Source organism: Phyllobacterium sp. CCNWLW109 (assembly GCF_037203905.1).
GTDB classification, from domain to species: domain Bacteria; phylum Pseudomonadota; class Alphaproteobacteria; order Rhizobiales; family Rhizobiaceae; genus Phyllobacterium; species Phyllobacterium ifriqiyense.
Genome location: NZ_JBBCBK010000005.1, coordinates 129426 through 147610 on the forward strand (window position 1 = coordinate 129426; position 18185 = coordinate 147610).

Genomic DNA, 18185 nt, shown 5'->3' on the forward strand with positions numbered 1-18185 from the left:
TATCAGTTCAAAATACTGTCGATCTGGGTTTGCGCAGTATCGAGCGCCGTCTTTGCATCGCTTTTCTTGGTCAGCGATGACTGGATTGCAGTGTAGATGGCCTTGGAAATCTTTGGCCATTCAGGGTGCGGTCCGCGATTGCGAGCATATTTCATGCTCTCTTCGAAGACCCCGTAAATCGCAGGCGTATTGGGATTGTTGGACTTGATATTTGCTGCCGGCAGAAAGCCGAAACGGTTCCAGACATCGGGCATTTTGCCATAGAGGAATTCGAGGAGAATGAATGCTTCTTTCGGATGATCGCTATTGGCAAGGATGACATTGTCGCCTTCACCCAATGCAGATGCGCGTGTGGCGCCTTCCTGCGGGACCGGGAGCAATGCCGCCCGATAGTCAAACTTGGCGTCGCGGCTCATGCGCGGCAATTCCCATGGACCAGAGATCGCCATGGCCGCGTTGCCGGAATTGAACGTACCGGTTGAGTCATATTGGCTGCGGATCAGCGTATCCGGCGAGGCAAGTTTTTCATCAAGCAGCTTGCCCCAAAAGTCGAGAACCTTGACGCCGCCTTCAGTATTCACCTTGTTGTAGTGGCCGCCCGCCATTTGCAACCAAGGCAGAAACTGGAACGTGCCTTCCTCGGTGGCCACGGCCGAAAATGCCAGACCGTAGACGTTCTTGGCCGGGTCGCTCAGCTTCTTGGCTGCATCGTAAAGCTCATCCCACGTTTTCGGCGGATTATCGGGATCAAGCCCCTTGGCCTTGAACATGTCGGCATTGTAATAGAGCGCGATTGTATTTGCGCCGCGCGGCACACCATAGATTTTCCCGTCCCAGCTGACCGAGGAAAGCGGCCCGGGGAAAATATCCTCCTTCTTGATGACTTTCGATTCATCAAGCATCGGCGTGAGATCCAGTAGCAGACCGCGAGAAGCAAAGAGAGCAACCTCGGGATTGTCGATATAGGTCACGTCCGGAGACTCGCCCGTCGCCGTTGCACGCGCCAGATCATTGACCATGTCGCGGAACTGGACTGTCTTGACGTTCAGCTTGATATCGGGATGGGATTTTTCAAACTCATCCTTCACCAGATACATATACTGGTCCGGGCGGTCGATGGTCCATACATCCAGCGTTACCGGCTCGGCTCCGGCCGCGCCGGTCATAAGCAGGGATGCGGCTGTTATCCATTTTAGAATAGGCTTCATTGCTTCCTCCTCTTGGGGTTGGTCCGGCTTCCCTGCTTCTCAATGGCAGGGTTGGCCAATCGAATTCAGGGATTGGCGATATATGAACCGCCACGGCTCTGTTTCAGATAATTGAGCGAATGGACCTGGCCGGTCATTTCCAGCGCATCGCGATATACGGGATCGTGCCAGCCTTCGATGTCGATGGAACCCGACCAGCCGGCCAGGCGCAATTCGGAAATGACATCCACCCAATTTGTGTCGCCGAAACCCGGCGAGCGCATGAAGACGAATTTTTCCTTGCCGAAAATCCCGTGCTCGCGAATGACTTCCCAGCGGATCGTCGCATCCTTGCCGTGCACGTGAAATATCTTCGATGCCCATTTGCGGATTTGCGGCAATGGGTCGATCAGATAGACCATCTGGTGGCAGGGCTCCCATTCAAGTCCGATATTTTCCGCGGGCACTTCATTGAAAATCATTTCCCACGCATCAGGATTATGGGCGATATTCCAGTCACCACTTGCCCAATTGCCATCCATGGCGCAGTTTTCAAAGGCGATCCTAACGCCTTTATCGGCTGCTCGCCTGGCAAGCTCAGACCAGACCCGCTTATATTGCGGCAGGCTTTCCTCAATCGGCTTTCCACGAATACGACCCGTAAATCCGGCAATGGTCGTTGCGCCGAAATGATGGGCATTATCGATCAATGCCTCCCAGCCCTTGAGCGTTTCCCGGTCTATTTCCGTATCTTCCAGCGGATTGCCAAACATGCCCAGCGTTGAAATGGTAACATCGGCATCCCCGATTGCGTCTTTCAATTGCGCCGCCAGCGTTGGCAGGTCCTTGTTCATCACTTGCCAGAAAAACGGTTCGATACTCTCAAAACCATGCGGCAAGATATTTTTCACATAGGCAGCAGGGTCGGGCGCATTGCCCTTGATCATTGTACCGATGCGAATGGCTGTTGCTGGATTACTCAATTCTCATATTCCTTCAGAACGTAATTTCGACGCGCCGCCCGGACTCGGCGCTATCGATAGCGCCGAAGACCATGGCAAGGCTTTTGATATTCTCTTTTCCGGCGGTTTCCGGTCGCGGGCCACCTCGGGTCGCTGCGATGAAATCCTGCATCACTCCGAGGTGACCGCCGACGCGATCAGACGTATCGAGGGGAGGTATCTCGACTGCGGTCACCCCGGAAAACAGGCCGTCTTTGCCGGAGGTGACGGCTTCGGCCCGTATGTCATCATGTCCATCCCAGACAATTGATCCTTTGCTGCCAATGATGCGCCAGCCACTTTCCCAGCTTGTGCGCATGCCATCGGCGCACCAACTGCCGCGATAGGTGAAAATGGCTCCATTGGAGAATTCAAAGATTGCGGCAGCGGATGATCCCTGAGCGTACCAGGAATTGCTGGGCTCCCATTCGCGCGCATAGACCGCATCGGCGGCGTCATCGGCAAGAAAGCGTGCTGCGTCGAAAGTATGGATTGCCATGTCAAGAAACAGGACATGGCGCATTTCCTCGCGGAAGCCGCCAAAATGGGGAGCAAGAAAGAAGTCGCAATGAAGGCTTGTCACTTCGCCAATAGCGCCGGATTGGATCAACCGGCGGATGCGGCGAATTTGCGCGAGATATCGCCTGTTCTGCACGATGGCATGGATGCGTCCGGCGGCCTCGGCACGATGAACGAGATCGCGTGCCTCGTTCATTGTTTCCGCCATGGGTTTTTCGGAAAGCACGTGGCAACCGGCTGCAAGTCCCGCTGCTACGGTGGCATGACGGGCGGCCGGAACAACAATGTCGAAAAGCAAATCAGGTTTGGTGCGCGCAAGCGTGGCTGCCAGATCGCTGGATGCATTTGCCGAGGTCAGGTCAAATTCTGCGATACGTGCTTGCGCACGCTCTGCAGCAAGATCGACCACGCCGACGATCTCAATGTCGCCGATGGTGCGAACCGCCTCGAACCACGCTTTGCTCATGGCTCCGCAACCGACTAAAACGGCACTTTGCATTCCTGCTCCTCCCTACAGAAACTCGCCATAAACCGAGAAAATCGGTTGTAAAACGCTTCCGTAAACGTTTACGATCTAAGAATGGCGAATTATTTTTGTCAATCCCTTATTTCGGTGTTTTATGTGGGAAGGAACCTCACATCGAATCGTTGGTGGAGTAAATTTGACATTTGCATCCGGTGCGTCTGCAGGCACTTGCGCCAATGTCAGGCTCGCAAACTTCACCGAAAAATATATGCCTGCCAGGGGTCTTGTTAATTTCTTTATCCGGGAGAAAAGCGTGAGCATTCGGGACCTTGCCCGCCATCTGAATATTTCCATCGGGACGGTCTCGCGCGCGCTGAACGGCAAGAGCGATGTCAATCCGGAAACCCGTCAGCGCGTGCTTCAAGCTGCCAAGACGCTTGGCTATGTGCCGAACCAATCCGGACGCAGCCTGCGGCAGGGCACGACGAACACAATCGGATTCATGATCGAATCGACGGTTGAAACAGCGGAAATCGGCGATAGCTTCTTTTTCATGCCGGTATTTGGAGGCGTGCAATCGGTGTTCCGGCGGCATCAGCTCGATCTTGTCGCGCTGTTATGCGGGACAGATGAGGATCCGGGCGTTTATCTCAACCGGGTGGTCGGACGGCGCTTCGTCGATGGCTTGATCATATCGGCAACGATGCGGGAGGACCCGCGCATCCCATTTCTGCTGGAGCGGAAGATTCCATTTGTGGCGCTGGGGCGCAGCGCTGCTGATGGCTCATTTCCGTGGATCGATCTTGATTTTGAGGGCACGGCCATCACCGCAGTTACGCGTTTGGTGGGCTTTGGACACAAGCGCATCGCCGTTGGCGTTCCCAATAGCGATGTCAATCTTGGCCATGTATTTCTGAGCGGCTACAGGCAAGGGCTGGCAAAGGGCGGCATCGAGTTCAATCCGGATCTGGTTCTGGCCGCGCCCAGCAATGAGGAAGGCGGCTATCAGGTCGCCTGCGCTATGCTTGAGCAAAAACCCATGCCGACAGCCGTCGTTCTGGTCAATGAAAACATGGCGATAGGGCTCTACCGGCGCTTTTACGAGATGGGTATTCATCCGGGGCGGGATATTGCTGTCATAGGATTTCGCGAAAGTACGCAAAGCCGCTTTCTATCGCCAACGCTGACCTGTTTCCGCCTGTCGCTCCGCGATCTTGGCATCAAGCTGGCCGAAACATTGCTCTCGACAATGCCTGCTTTTGAAAACAATTATCCCGCGGTCAAATCCGGCATCATATGGCCAATGGAACTGGTGGTTGGAGAAAGCGACCGCCCAGCGCCGTAAGGTTCGTCGCGCGATCTGAGAGCCAACCATTTTGTCAGGCAGCTCTAGGTTCCTTGCGCTTCTGCTTGCGTATGCGGGACTGATATTTGGTTCCCACGCGCAGCAGCTTTTGAAATGTGGGGCATTGCAAATGTGACGGGGCGGAGCATTCTGCCACGTGGCGCATGATCCCCGCCAAAGCCTTTATCTCCTGCGCCTTTTTATCCAGAGCATCGGCGCGCGTTCGCAATTCGTCACGCGGGATCGCAAGTTCGCTGTCGCGGCCCAGAATATCTGCCACATCGCTAAGCAGAAATCCCGCTGTGCGGGCCATATTGATCAGAGCAAGCCGCTTGAGCACGTCCGGCTCATATTGGCGTCGCAATCCGTGTCTGGCTACGGAAGCGATAAGGCCCTGTTCCTCATAATATCGTAGCGTCGAGGCGGGCAATCCGCTTGCGCTGGCAACCTCGCCAATGTCGAGAAATTTCATGCTTGACCTCAAGTTGACTTGAATTCGTATGATGCGCGTTCCTGATAAAAATGACAATGGAGACGATAAAAATGCAGCTGACAAATGAACTTGAAGAACGGCCGATCCGCCGCGATCCGCGCGCTGTGGCCTTGATGTTGGTTGCATCGCTTACAGTGATGACCGCCGCCACGATCAGCCCCGCTTTGCCCGGTCTTGAAACGCAGTTTGCGGGGGATGAAACCTACAGCTTTTTGATCCGCCTGCTGGTTCCCGCCCCATCCCTGGCGGTCGTGCTCTTCGCGCCGTGGTGCGGTGTAATTGCCGATAGAGCGAGCCGGCGATCAATGCTTCTGGCGGGGTTGATCCTGTTTATCATTTCGGGAAGCGCCGGGCTGTTCCTTCCGACACTGCCATTGATCATGGCCAGCAGATTGTGCCTTGGTATTGCACTTGCCATGATCATGACTGCGCAATCGGCATTGCTGGGCGATTATTTCTCCGGCAAAACGTTGCATATTGTTACGAGCGCCCAGGTTTCTGCCCGCAATCTTGGTGGTTTTGTCTTCATCATGATCGCTGGCCTGCTTGCCACAATGGGACCAAGGTTTCCCTTTGCGGTCTATGCGCTGCCCGTATTGGTCATGCCATTCTTCTGGCGGGTCATTGTCGATCCACCGTCCAGCATGCCGGCTGAACAAAGCCTTTCTTCGATCAACGCAGGCAAGACCCAGCCGCTTATATATCTGCTTGCTCTTGGCCAAATGGTCGTGACCATGCTGTTCTTCGTCATGCCCACGCAATTGCCCTTCTTTTTATCAGGGCAAGGTTATTCATCGCCCGCCATGACCGGCGCTGCGCTGGGAACGCTCATGCTGGCGGGCGGGGCGGCGGCTCTCTATTATCCGCGTCTTCGCGAGGCGATTGGTTATGCTGGCAATTGGGCCTGCGGCTTTGGTCTGATGACTATGGGTTTTGCGACCCTTGTGACAGTTAAAGCTGGAGTGGCAGTCTTTTTCGGCTGTGCAGCCATTGGCGCGGGCTACGCCCTGGCCATTCCAGGATTCGTGGCGATTTCCTTAAGCGCAACCTCTTCCAATAAACGGGGAAAAACCGGTGCGCTGCTGACGGGATCGGTCTTCCTTGGCCAATTCCTGTCGCCTCTGATCAGCACCCCGGCAATATCGGCATGGGGCTGGCGCGCCAGTGGCATCGGACTTGCCGTAATATTGGGTGCTCTGGCGCTGATTTCAGGGCTGGCATTCCAGCGGTCGCGGCTCGTTGCGCTAAGGAAAAATTGAGGAAACCGCTTGGGATTTCGCAACTTAATGGCATCACGCACCTTCGAGCGCGACTGCCCTTAAACTTTAGTGCTGCGTCCTAATGTCAGACTTGCACAATTTTCAAGCATGCGCAAAATTCAGGCATGATTGCCGCTTTGTCCATAATGATCTTCGACGAGAATCGCATCCGCGCCTCAATTATTGAGGAAGGATTGCGCGAAGCCGGGCATGATAAGGTTGTTGTTTTGCATGATATTGTCGGTCTTGCCCGGCAGATCGAGATTATCGGGCCCGATGTTATTGTTATCGATATCGAGACGCCGAACCGTGACATGCTGGAACATCTTTTCCAGCTGACCCGATCCGTTCGCAAACCTATTGCCATGTTTGTGGACCGGTCCGATAGCTCCTCCATTGAAGCAGCGGTAGAGGCGGGTGTTTCCGCCTATATTGTCGATGGGCTGAAGAAAGAGCGGGTAAAGCCCATTCTTGATATGGCAGTCAGCAGGTTCAAGGCATTCAGTCGATTGCAGCAGGAATTGGCTGAGGCCAGGAGCGCCCTTGAGGAGCGAAAAATCATTGATCGCGCCAAGGGCATTTTGATGAAATCCCGCTCAATGTCGGAGGATGAAGCCTATTCATTGTTGCGGCAAACCGCGATGAACGAAAAGCGGAAGATTGCTGATATCGCGCAGAGCGTTGTCACAGCGGCCGCGCTGTTAGGATCTTAGGAAGGGTTACAATGAGTTTCATCCGCACCGGTATCGATAATGGCGGCCTGGCAGCGCCGGCTGCTATCGCCAGTCCGGGTTCGAGGCTGGTTCGCGCGGGGTTCATCCCTTTGGTTGACGCTGCGATCCTGATCGCGGCAGCCGAATTTGGTTTTGCTGCGCGCGAAGGCATTCAACTCAGCCTGATCAAGGATGTGTCATGGGCCAACATCCGCGACCGTCTGGCCTTCCGGCAGTTCGATGTTGCCCATATGCTGGCACCGATGCCGGTGGCGGCCAGTCTGGGCCTCGGTTCCAATCCATCTCCTGTCATAGCGCCCTTTATTCTTGGGCGCGGAGGAAACGCCATCACGCTTTCGCTTGGCTTGTACAGGCGCATGCAGACTATGGCGGACCTGTCCGGCAAGCAGGACGCTCTGGTCAATGCAAGGGCGTTAAAGCGCGTGATCGAGGTTCGCAGGAATGAGGGGCTCGACCCGATTACGCTGGGCATAACATATCCCTTCTCATCGCATAATTACGAGCTGCGATATTGGCTGGCGGCCGGTGGCATTGATCCTGACCTTGACGTGAAGCTTGTTGTGGTGCCGCCGCCCATGACTTCGGACGCATTGTCGGCGGGCGTTATTGACGGGTTCTGTGTCGGTGCGCCCTGGAACATGGTGGCGGTCTCGCGCGGCGTTGGGTGTATTGTTGCAGTCAAAGAAGACATTTGGGCACCCAGCCCGGAAAAAGTTATCGGCATGCGCCCGGACTGGTTTGAACAAAATTCTGAGACGGGTTCGCGCCTGATCGTTGCGCTGGACCGTGCCGCCCGCTGGTGCGATGACGGGGAAAACCGGCGGGAACTGGCGCAGCTCTTGTCGGGCCCCAATTATCTTGATGTGCCGTTTGATCTTTTGCATCGCGTGCTGCTTGGGCAATTCACAATTGATCCGGATGGCGCCGAACGTACGGTTCCTGACTATTTCAATTTCCATCGGGATGCAGCGAACTTCCCATGGGTTAGCCAGGCGCAATGGATTTACAGTCAAATGGTTCGTTGGTCCCAGGTGGACTATAGCCCATCGCTTGCCGGTCTGGCGGGCGCAGCCTTTCGCCCCGACCTTTATCGCAATGCCATTGGGGTCCGCCCTGATACGCCCGTTAATGATACGCGCGTGGAAGGAGCGGGCACCGCGGATGCATTCCTTGACGGGGCAGTTTTCGACCCTGCAAATATCACGCGCTATCTGCAAAGTTTAGGCTCAACCAAGGGAGATGAATAGATCGGGTAGCTGCTTATTTCTTGTGCATCGCACAAAATATCCGCAGAAACTGCACTGACAACGACAATGTTCTTGTATGCGCATGCATTCAGAAGAATAACAGAAATTAAAAAATACATTTAAATTCAATAAGATAATAAAATACCTCTCTAATTGGCACGCTTATTGCTTTGATAAATATGTTCCGTCAATGAAGACAGGAACCGCGAGCACCGCATCGGGTGCTTTCAAAAGACACAGACGTCGCTTGGCTCAATTCATTCCAACGGTTCTACCGGGAGTGAATGTGATCCGGCGGCGTTTTTTTTTCGATCAGCCTTTATGGCCAATATTGCAGGGAAGCTTATGGATCAGAAACGTTCGAATGGCATAGCGAGACGCAAATTCCTGAAGGCGGGCGGTGCGCTGACCCTGCTTGCCGCTGCAAAAGCGGCGTTTCCCGGCGGGGCTTTTGCTGCCGCTGCAGGTCCCGAAACGACCAAAGCCGTCCTTGGCTTTATCGCCCTCACAGATTCGGCGCCGCTCATCGTTGCGAAGGAAAAAGGTTTCTTTGCCAAACATGGGATGCCGGATGTCGAGGTCGTAAAACAGGCGTCATGGGGAACAACGCGTGACAATCTCGTCTTGGGTTCTCAAGGAAACGGCATAGATGGCGCGCATATTCTGACGCCTATGCCCTATCTGATAAGCACGGGCAAAGTTACCCAAAACAATCTGCCTTTGCCGATGGTTATATTGGCGCGCCTGAATCTCGATGCTCAGGGCATTTCTGTCGGTTCGGCTTATGCGCAGAACAAGGCGGGTGTCGATTCCGGAGTGTTGAAGGAAGCATTCGCCAAAAAGAAGGCTGAGGGAAATGCGGCCAAAGCCGCAATGACATTCCCCGGTGGAACGCACGATCTCTGGTTGCGCTATTGGCTCGCTGCGGGCGGTATCGATCCCGACAAGGACGTTGAAACAATCGTCGTGCCACCTCCCCAGATGGTTGCAAACATGAAAGTTGGAACGATGGACTGCTTCTGCGTGGGCGAACCGTGGAACGCCCAGCTTGTCAATCAGGGCATCGGTTATACTGCCGTCAACACGGCTGAAATCTGGGCGAAACATCCGGAAAAATCTTTCGCCATGCGCGCAGATTGGGTCGAAAAGAACCCGATCGCCACCAAAGCCCTTCTCATGGCGATCATGGAAGCCCAGCAATGGGCCGACGAGATGGCCAATAAGGAAGAGTTGGCCGAAATGGTGGGCAAACGGGCATGGTTCAACGTTCCTTCGAAAGACATAGTGGGACGCTTGAAGGGCGATTACGACTATGGCTCCGGACGGCAGGAAACAGCTAGCCCGCACCTCATGAAGTTCTGGAAGGACAATGCTTCCTACCCGTTCCAGAGCCATGAAAAATGGTTCCTTACAGAAAATATCCGGTGGGGGAAATTTGCCCCGGATACGGATATTTCAGCGCTGGTCGGACAGGTGAATCGCGAAGATTTGTGGCGGGCGGCTGCCAGCGAACTTGGTGTCGCGGCGGCGGATATTCCCGCCTCCAAATCGCGCGGTATCGAAACATTCTTCGATGGCAAGGTTTTCGATCCAGACAATCCGCAGACCTATCTCGCCAGCCTCAACATCAAACATTCTGCGTGAGGAAAACGAATGACCGCCAATCCTGTCCGCCTGAAATCCATGGAGCCTGTTAAACCACAGGCCGATATAGTTCCCCTTGCGGTTGCCAGGCGAAATCCTGCGGGCAGGGCACTGCGTAAATGGTTTGCATCGGCGATGTCGCACGTCCTACCGCCGCTCGTGACGCTTCTGTTTCTGCTGATCTTCTGGGAGATCGTCTGTTCTTCCCCCACTGCAAGCGTACCGCCACCCTCGCGTGTCGTTTCAGAAACCTGGGAGCTTATTGTTCACCCGTTTTATGTGGGGCAGGGCGTCGATCAGGGATTGTTCTGGCACATCTTTGCAAGTCTCAAGCGCGTTGCACTTGGCTATTGCCTGGCCGCATTTGCGGGCATCGCGCTTGGAGCACTGGTCGGCCAAAGTGAATGGGCCATGCGCGGTCTCGACCCGATCTTTCAGATTTTGCGAACGGTCCCGCCACTTGCCTGGCTGCCTCTGTCTCTGGCCGCTTTCAAGGATGGCAATCCATCTGCAATCTTTGTGATTTTCATCACCGCGATCTGGCCGATCATCATCAATACTGCGGTGGGTATCCGCAATATTCCGCAGGATTACCAGAATGTGGCGAAGGTGCTGCGGCTTAATCAGCTGGAGTATTTTGGAAAGATCATGATCCCCGCTGCAGCACCCTATATATTCACGGGCCTTCGCATTGGTATCGGGCTTTCCTGGCTCGCTATTGTTGCCGCTGAAATGCTGATCGGCGGGGTCGGTATCGGGTTCTTCATCTGGGATGCATGGAACTCATCGCGCATCAGCGACATCATTCTCGCGCTCATCTATGTCGGCATCGTCGGATATCTCCTTGATCGCCTCATTGCCTTCATCGCCAAGGCTGTCACCCGCAACACGGCAAGTGCCTGAGGAGCTTCATCATGGCAAAACCTTATCTTTCGCTGGAACAGATCGACATGGTGTTCAGCCGTGGCGGTGCCACCACGCAGGTTCTCAATCAAGTATCGCTGACCGTCGAGAAAAACGAGTTCATATCGATCATCGGTCATTCCGGCTGCGGAAAGTCGACACTGCTCAATATTGTTGCGGGGCTGACGCAGGCAACGCGCGGCGTTGTTTTTCTTGAAGGCAATGTGGTCGACAAGCCCGGACCGGACAGGGCCGTGGTCTTTCAAAACCATTCGCTTCTGCCATGGCTGACAACCTATGAGAATGTGAAGCTGGCGGTCGACAAAGTATTCTCGTCAACCAAGAGCCGCGCGGAGCGGCATGAATGGACTATGCGCAATCTTGAACTTGTGCAGATGGTCCACGCCAAGGACAAGCGCCCTTCGGAAATATCGGGCGGCATGAAGCAAAGAGTGGGCATTGCTCGTGCATTGGCCATGGAGCCGAAGGTGCTTTTGCTTGATGAGCCGTTCGGGGCGCTTGATGCGCTGACGCGTGCGCATCTTCAGGATCAGGTGATGCAGATTCATGCGGAACTCGCCAATACAGTTTTGATGATCACCCATGATGTCGATGAGGCAGTTCTCCTTTCAGACCGTATCGTGATGATGACCAACGGACCCTCGGCCAGGATCGGCGAAATTCTCGACGTGCCGCTGGAGAGGCCGCGTCGCCGCATCGAGCTGGCCTCGGATGCAACCTATATCCGCTGCCGCTCGGCAGTGATGAAATTTCTTTATGAACGTCATCGTCTTGTGGAGGCGGCATAATGGCAGCGGTAAAACAAAAACTGGTCGTCATCGGCAATGGCATGGCTCCGGGCCGCGCGCTGGAGCATTTGCTGGAACTGGCGCCGGATGCCTATGAAATTGTTATCTTCAACGCCGAGCCACGGGTAAATTACGACCGCATCATGCTTTCTCCAGTCCTTTCGGGTGAAAAGGATTTTGAAGAAATCATCATCCATGGCGATGGCTGGTACATCAAGCACGGCATTACCCTCTATAAAGGCCACAAGGTTATCAATATTGACCGCGAGGCGAAGACGGTTACCTCCGATGCTGGCACGACGGAAAGCTATGACAAGCTTCTCATCGCCACCGGCTCGGTGCCTTTCATTCTGCCACTTCCGGGCAAAGACCTTCCGGGCGTTTTGACCTATCGTGATCTTGATGATGTCAACGCCATGCTGTTAGCCGCGCAGTCACGGGCAAAGGCAATCGTTATTGGCGGTGGTCTGCTTGGGCTGGAAGCGGCGGCGGGTCTTGCTTCACGCGGCATGGAAGTGACCGTGCTGCACGTCATGCCGACACTGATGGAGCGGCAGCTTGATCCGGCGGCAGGCTACCTGCTTGAAAAGGCTGTAGAGGCACGCGGCATTAAAGTCATCACCAAGGCCAATACCAAGGAAATTATCGGCGACGGCAAGGTTGAAGGCGTTTTATTGGCCGATGGCACCACATTGCCAGCCGATCTCGTTGTCATGGCAGTCGGCATCAGGCCGAACGGAACTTTGGCGAAGGATGCAGGATTGGAAATCAATCGCGGCATCGTCACAAATGCCGGCATGCGGACTTCGGATCCTGACATTTATTCCATAGGCGAATGCGCGGAAGTGGGCGGTCAATGTTACGGGCTTGTCGCGCCATTATATGAAATGGCACGCGTGGTTGCCGCGCAACTTGCAGGCGATACAAGCGCAGCCTTTGTTCACAGCGAAACGCCGACAAAATTGAAGGTGACAGGGATCAATCTGTTCTCGGTGGGTGATCTTGCAGAGGGTGACGACCGGCAGGAGATCGTGCTGCGCGACGCTGCCGCCGGTGTTTACAAGCGCCTTGTTCTGAAAGATGACCGGATCATCGGAACCGTGCTTTACGGTGAAACCTCCGATGGCGCATGGTTCCATGACCTCACCAAGAAACGCACCGACATTTCGGAGATGCGAGAGACCCTGATTTTTGGCCAATCCTATCAGGGAGGGTCCCCGTTGGACCCTATGGCGGCCGTTGCAGCATTACCGGATGATGCGGAAATCTGCGGTTGCAACGGCATATGCAAGGGAAAAATCACCGGCGCGATTACATCCAAGGGTTTGAGCTCTCTTGATGATGTTCGTGCCCACACCAAGGCATCGGCCTCATGCGGCAGTTGCACGGGTCTTGTCGAGCAGCTGCTGACGTTGACGCTCGGCGATAAATACAATCCCTCAGCCGTGACACCCATGTGCGGTTGTACTGATCTAGGCCATGATGATGTGCGCCGCCTGATCAAGGCAAAGGGGTTGAAGTCGATCCCCGCGGTCATGCAGGAGCTTCAATGGAAGACATCCTGCGGCTGCGCCAAATGCCGCCCGGCATTGAACTATTATCTCGTTTCCGATTGGCCGGATGAATATGCCGACGACTATCAGTCGCGTTTCATCAATGAGCGCGTGCACGCCAATATCCAGAAGGACGGCACTTATTCGGTCGTTCCCCGCATGTGGGGCGGCATGACCAACTCATCGGAATTGCGCGCAATTGCCGATGTTGTCGACAAGTTCGAAATCCCTGCGGTCAAGGTCACAGGCGGCCAGCGCATCGACATGCTGGGGGTCAAGAAGGAAGACCTGCCCGCCGTTTGGGCCGATCTCGGCAAGGCCGGTTTTGTATCGGGCCAGGCCTACGCAAAGGGCCTGCGCACGGTCAAAACCTGCGTCGGGTCCGATTGGTGCCGCTTCGGTACGCAGGATTCAACGGGCCTCGGCATCCGCATTGAAAAGTTCATGTGGGGATCCTGGACTCCGGCAAAGCTGAAAATGGGCGTATCCGGCTGTCCGCGCAATTGTGCGGAGGCCACCTGCAAGGACATAGGAATCATCTGCGTGGATTCCGGCTATGAAATTCACTTCGCCGGTGCAGCGGGTCTGGATATCAAGGGAACGGAAGTGCTTGGTCTCGTCAGGACAGAAGACGAAGCGCTGGAGCACGTTGTTGCTCTGACGCAAATGTACCGCGAGCAGGCGCGCTATCTGGAACGTATATACAAATGGGCCAAACGCGTCGGCCTCGATGAAATACGCCAGCAGATCATGAATGACACGGACAAGCGCAAAACGTTTTTCGAGAGGTTCGTTTTCAGTCAGAAATTCGCACAGGTCGATCCGTGGTCGGAACGTGTATCGGGCGTGGACAAGCACGAGTTCCGGCCGATGGCGACGATCGGCTACGCGCAGGCAGCGGAGTAAAGGCGATGAGTGATTGGATTGCGATAGGTTCGATACACGATATTCCACGTCGCGGCGCCCGCTGCGTCATGACTCCGCAGGGAAAGATCGCAGTGTTCCGCACGATGGAAGATCAGGTCTTTGCCATTGATGATCACTGCCCGCACAAGGGCGGCCCTTTGAGCCAAGGCATTGTTCATGGCGCATCGGTTACATGCCCTTTGCACAATTGGGTCATTTCGCTGGAAACAGGAAAGGCGCTTGGCGCCGATGAGGGCAGCGTCAGAACCATTCCGCTCAAGCTGGATGGGGACAGCATCCTCGCGCATCTGCAAATCACGGCTGTTGCGGCGGAATAATGCAGACAGCGATAGCAACAACTCGCACCACATGCCCCTATTGCGGGGTAGGGTGCGGCGTTCTCGCCACCAGGGAGGAGAGCGGAGCCATCGGCATCAAGGGTGACCCCTTGCACCCTGCCAATTTCGGGCGTCTTTGCTCGAAAGGTTCCGCTCTTGGCGAGACCGTTGATTTGGAAGGGCGGTTGCTCCAGCCCAAAATGTTTGGCGAAGAAGCGGGCTGGGATGAAGCATTGGGGCTGGTGGCGAGCCGCTTTTCCGATGCGGTTCGCCAGCATGGGCCGGACAGTGTTGCCTTTTATGTTTCGGGCCAGTTCCTGACAGAGGATTACTACGTTGCCAACAAGCTGATGAAAGGCTTCATCGGCTCGGCCAATATTGATACGAATTCGCGCCTGTGCATGTCTTCTTCAGTTGCAGGTCATGTGCGCGCTTTCGGTTCAGACACAGTTCCCGGGACCTATGAGGATTTGGAGCTGGCCGATCTGGTCATCCTCACCGGCTCAAACCTCGCATGGTGCCATCCCGTTCTCTATCAGCGGTTGATAGCAGCCAAAACAGAACGACCGGAAATGAAGATCGTCGTTATTGATCCGCGCCGGACAATGACCGCCGATATTGCTGATATGCACCTTGCCATCAGGCCCGATGGCGATGTTGCCCTGTTCCTCGGTCTGCTCGGTTTTCTGGCGGATTCGGCAAATCTGGATCATGATTATATTGAAAGGCACACATCCGGCTTTGCGATGGCTGTCGCTGCCGCGCGTCAATTAAGCATTGATGAGCTGACCCGAAGAACGGGTCTGGATGCGCAGCAATTGGAGGCTTTCTATACACTCTTCATTGCCACGCAAAAAACAGTCACTTGCTATAGTCAGGGTGTAAACCAGTCTTCCTCGGGGACAGACAAGGTAAACGCCATTATCAACTGCCATCTGGCAACGGGCCGTATCGGCAAGCCGGGCATGGGGCCGTTTTCGCTGACAGGCCAGCCAAATGCCATGGGCGGGCGGGAAGTCGGCGGACTTGCCAATATGCTCGCTGCCCATATGTCCATCGCCAGCGATGAAGACAAAGACAGGGTGGCGCGGTTCTGGGGCGCGCCACGCATCGCTTCCAAACCCGGCTTGAAGGCGGTTGACCTGTTTCAGGCCGTTGCCGATGGCCGGATCAAAGCCATCTGGATCATGGCGACCAATCCCGTTGTCTCCATGCCCGATGCGGATTCAGTCAAAGCCGCGATCAAGGCCTGTCCATTTGTGGTCGTGTCTGATGTGACCCAAACCGATACAAGCCGCCATGCGCATGTGTTCCTGCCCTCGCTCGGGTGGGGCGAGAAAAACGGAACTGTCACCAATTCCGAACGCAGAATTTCACGGCAAAGGTCATTCCTGCCCATTCCCGGCCAAGCGAGGGCGGATTGGTGGCAATTGACCGAAGTGGGCCGGAGAATGGGTTTCGAGGCCGCTTTCCCATATAATTCGCCCGATCAGATATTTGCAGAACACGCCGCTCTTTCTGCTTTTGAGAATGACGGCACCCGCGATTTTGACATTGGCGCCTTTGCGCAAATTGACGGGCAAGCCTACGACGCGCTTTCTCCCGTGCAGTGGCCACAGCCACAATCAGGGTCAGGTGGGGCAGAGAGGTTTTTTAGCAATGGCGGTTTCTACCATGCCGACCGGAAGGCGCGGTTCATCGCAGTAGAGGCTGGAAATGTGGAACGGCCAGCTAGCGCCTTTCCGCTGGTCCTCAATACGGGCCGTATCCGCGATCAATGGCATACAATGACAAGAACCGGCAAAAGCGCTCGCCTTGCAGCGCATATTGCCGAGCCCTTTGCGGAAATTCATCCCTTTGATGCAAAGGCGATCGGAATTGAAAGCGCCGATCTGGTGGAGCTGGAAAGCCCCTATGGCAAGGTTATCGTCAGAGCATCGGTGACGGATCGGCAGGCGAGGGGCAATGTCTTTGTTCCCATGCACTGGAATGATAATTTTGCCGCCAGAGCCCGTATTGATAGCCTGGTCGCTCCTCTCGTGGACCCGGTTTCGGGGCAACCCGCCTTGAAAAGCGCAGCAATTGCCGCGAAAAAATTTGCCACTTCAAATTATGGTTTCGCCGTCTCCATCGCCAAGCCGGATGGTATCGATCTGCCTTATTGGGCAATGGCAAAAGCGCAAGGTGGCTGGCGCGTTGAGTTTGCCGGAAACGATGTTGCTGACTGGACCGAGTGGGCGCGGGCAAAGTTCGGCATTCCGGCAGGAATAGAACCATTGGGCTATCATGACGGGCAATCGGGCGATTATCGGCTGGCATTTTTCGACGAGGGCAAATTGTTGGCGGCCTTGTTCATCGCCCGTAAACCCGTAGCAGTTGCGCGCAGTTGGATGATTGAGCAGCTCTCCTGCGATCATGCTGATCTATCAAAGCGTTTTTCCATCATAGCAGGCCGTCCTGGGGACAGAAGCGCGGATCGGGGCGCTATTGTCTGCTCCTGCTTCAGCGTTGGCCTGAACCAGATTGTTGCAGCTGTTCGCAGCGGCTGCGGCAGTGTCGAAGCTGTGGGAGCGACCACGAATGCGGGAACAAATTGCGGTTCCTGCCGCGCTGAAATCAGAGGGATCATCGATGGATGCAACGTTGTCGCCGCTGAATAAGCGGCAGGGAAAACAAATGAATGCGCGGGTTGCCGATTTGGCGAAACTGCCTGTTTTCTGGGATTTGAAAGGAAAGCGTGTCGTTATTGCCGGTGGGTCGGACGCAGCGGCATGGAAGGCCGAGCTTCTGGCGGCATGTGGCGCAATTGTGCATATTTATGCGGAAGAGCTATCAGGCATCTTCGCTAATTTGGTTGATGTATCCCAGGCTTCGCAGCGGCGCCGTTATATCCACCATGCAAGGCCTTATACAGCCGCCGATATGAAAGGTGCCTCGCTCGCAATTGGCGATTTTGAAAGCGAGGCCGATGCGGATATTTTCTTTAACGCGGGTGTTGCTGTGGGCACCCCTGTCAACGTGATCGATAAGCCGGCTTTCTGCCAGTTTCAATTCGGTTCGATCGTCAATCGCTCACCCGTGATCGTGTCTATATCCACCGACGGCGCTGCACCCGTTCTGGCTCAGGCAATACGGCGCAGGATCGAGGCGATATTACCCGCTTCGTTGCAGCTTTGGGGACAAATGGCGCAAGGTCTTCGCAGCAAAGTAAATGCCCGGCTGGAATCGGGGCAAGCGAGGCGACGTTTCTGGGAGGTTTTCGTCGACCGTGTTTTCACCGAGGGAATGCCGAATAGCACCGCGCTGGCGGAGCTGCTTGCTGATGCAGCAAAGGGTGACAGCCGCGTCGCCCGCGTCGGCAAGATTACATTTGTTGCTGCTGGGCCTGGAGACCCCGAACTGCTGACGCTGAAAGCAATTCGTGCATTGCAGGCAGCCGATATCGTTCTTTTCGGATCGCAGGTATCAAACGAAATCCTCGAATTCTCAAGACGGGAGGCGCGCCGGATACAAGTTGACCGGTTTGCAGACCAAACGGTCGATAGTATTGCAGCGTTTCTGGATGAGGGAAAAAATATTGTCCGCGTTGATTTGAGCGGCCCTCTGGAAGGCCGCCGGTTTCGCGAGGAAATTACCCGGCTCAAAGCAAGCGGCGCGCGCGTAAGCACGGTTCCTGGCGTAACGGAAAGTGCCGAAGTGCTGCACTATGCGCTTACCGCTGTTCCCTTTGGGGGATACGCCAATGCAGGGCATGGCGAACAGTTTGGGAGCGCAAGATAAG

15 protein-coding genes are annotated in these 18185 nt (G+C 55.1%); 11 read left to right on the plus strand and 4 right to left on the minus strand.

Annotated elements, in window-relative coordinates; all coding sequences use genetic code 11:
• Positions 1-2 precede the first annotated feature (2 nt).
• The 3 genes from V9K92_RS20855 to V9K92_RS20865 form a co-directional block, all read right to left on the minus strand.
• Positions 3-1208: an ABC transporter substrate-binding protein gene (locus V9K92_RS20855; RefSeq protein ID WP_337354848.1), complete on the minus strand. Its 1206-nt coding sequence runs from the start codon at positions 1206-1208 to the stop codon at positions 3-5.
• A gap of 65 nt (positions 1209-1273) precedes the next feature.
• On the minus strand, positions 1274-2170 hold the full coding sequence (locus V9K92_RS20860) for a sugar phosphate isomerase/epimerase family protein (RefSeq protein WP_307275771.1): 897 nt from the start codon (positions 2168-2170) through the stop codon (positions 1274-1276).
• A gap of 13 nt (positions 2171-2183) precedes the next feature.
• On the minus strand, positions 2184-3206 hold the full coding sequence (locus V9K92_RS20865; RefSeq protein ID WP_336441999.1) for a Gfo/Idh/MocA family protein: 1023 nt from the start codon (positions 3204-3206) through the stop codon (positions 2184-2186).
• Between the two features lie 280 nt (positions 3207-3486).
• On the opposite strand from V9K92_RS20865, the gene V9K92_RS20870 reads away from it, so the two are divergent.
• Positions 3487-4518 (plus strand): LacI family DNA-binding transcriptional regulator, encoded by a 1032-nt coding sequence (locus V9K92_RS20870; RefSeq protein ID WP_337354849.1) that lies wholly within the window; start codon positions 3487-3489, stop codon positions 4516-4518.
• Positions 4519-4552: 34 nt separating this feature from the next.
• Here the strand turns inward: V9K92_RS20870 and V9K92_RS20875 are convergent, their stop codons facing one another.
• Positions 4553-4990, minus strand: a complete 438-nt coding sequence (locus V9K92_RS20875; protein WP_337354850.1) for a helix-turn-helix domain-containing protein — start codon at positions 4988-4990, stop codon at positions 4553-4555.
• A gap of 71 nt (positions 4991-5061) precedes the next feature.
• Here V9K92_RS20875 and V9K92_RS20880 point away from each other — a divergent pair, with 71 nt between their 5' ends.
• The 10 genes from V9K92_RS20880 to V9K92_RS20925 all read left to right on the plus strand — a co-directional run bounded on the left by V9K92_RS20880 (position 5062) and on the right by V9K92_RS20925 (position 18184).
• On the plus strand, positions 5062-6270 hold the full coding sequence (locus tag V9K92_RS20880; protein WP_337354851.1) for an MFS transporter: 1209 nt from the start codon (positions 5062-5064) through the stop codon (positions 6268-6270).
• Between the two features lie 125 nt (positions 6271-6395).
• Positions 6396-6983: an ANTAR domain-containing response regulator gene (locus V9K92_RS20885; protein WP_115053782.1), complete on the plus strand. Its 588-nt coding sequence runs from the start codon at positions 6396-6398 to the stop codon at positions 6981-6983.
• A gap of 11 nt (positions 6984-6994) precedes the next feature.
• A complete protein-coding gene (locus tag V9K92_RS20890) occupies positions 6995-8251 on the plus strand; it encodes a CmpA/NrtA family ABC transporter substrate-binding protein (protein ID WP_307275757.1) in 1257 nt (418 codons plus the stop codon).
• A 345-nt stretch (positions 8252-8596) separates the two neighbouring features.
• Complete coding sequence (locus V9K92_RS20895) at positions 8597-9895, plus strand: ABC transporter substrate-binding protein (protein WP_115053860.1); 1299 nt, start codon at positions 8597-8599, stop codon at positions 9893-9895.
• Positions 9896-9934: 39 nt separating this feature from the next.
• Positions 9935-10798: a nitrate ABC transporter permease gene (gene ntrB / locus V9K92_RS20900; RefSeq protein ID WP_442958600.1), complete on the plus strand. Its 864-nt coding sequence runs from the start codon at positions 9935-9937 to the stop codon at positions 10796-10798.
• 11 nt (positions 10799-10809) lie between these two features.
• A complete protein-coding gene (locus tag V9K92_RS20905; RefSeq protein ID WP_115053785.1) occupies positions 10810-11607 on the plus strand; it encodes an ABC transporter ATP-binding protein in 798 nt (265 codons plus the stop codon).
• Complete coding sequence (gene nirB, locus V9K92_RS20910) at positions 11607-14066, plus strand: nitrite reductase large subunit NirB (protein ID WP_337354852.1); 2460 nt, start codon at positions 11607-11609, stop codon at positions 14064-14066. The genes V9K92_RS20905 and nirB overlap by 1 nt, the downstream gene beginning before the upstream one ends.
• A gap of 5 nt (positions 14067-14071) precedes the next feature.
• Positions 14072-14404, plus strand: a complete 333-nt coding sequence (gene nirD, locus V9K92_RS20915) for a nitrite reductase small subunit NirD (protein WP_115053787.1) — start codon at positions 14072-14074, stop codon at positions 14402-14404.
• A complete protein-coding gene (locus tag V9K92_RS20920; protein ID WP_337354853.1) occupies positions 14404-17064 on the plus strand; it encodes a nitrate reductase in 2661 nt (886 codons plus the stop codon). The genes nirD and V9K92_RS20920 overlap by 1 nt, the downstream gene beginning before the upstream one ends.
• 16 nt (positions 17065-17080) lie before the next feature.
• On the plus strand, positions 17081-18184 hold the full coding sequence (locus V9K92_RS20925; protein WP_337354854.1) for an SAM-dependent methyltransferase: 1104 nt from the start codon (positions 17081-17083) through the stop codon (positions 18182-18184).
• The last annotated feature ends 1 nt before the right edge of the window (position 18185 follow it).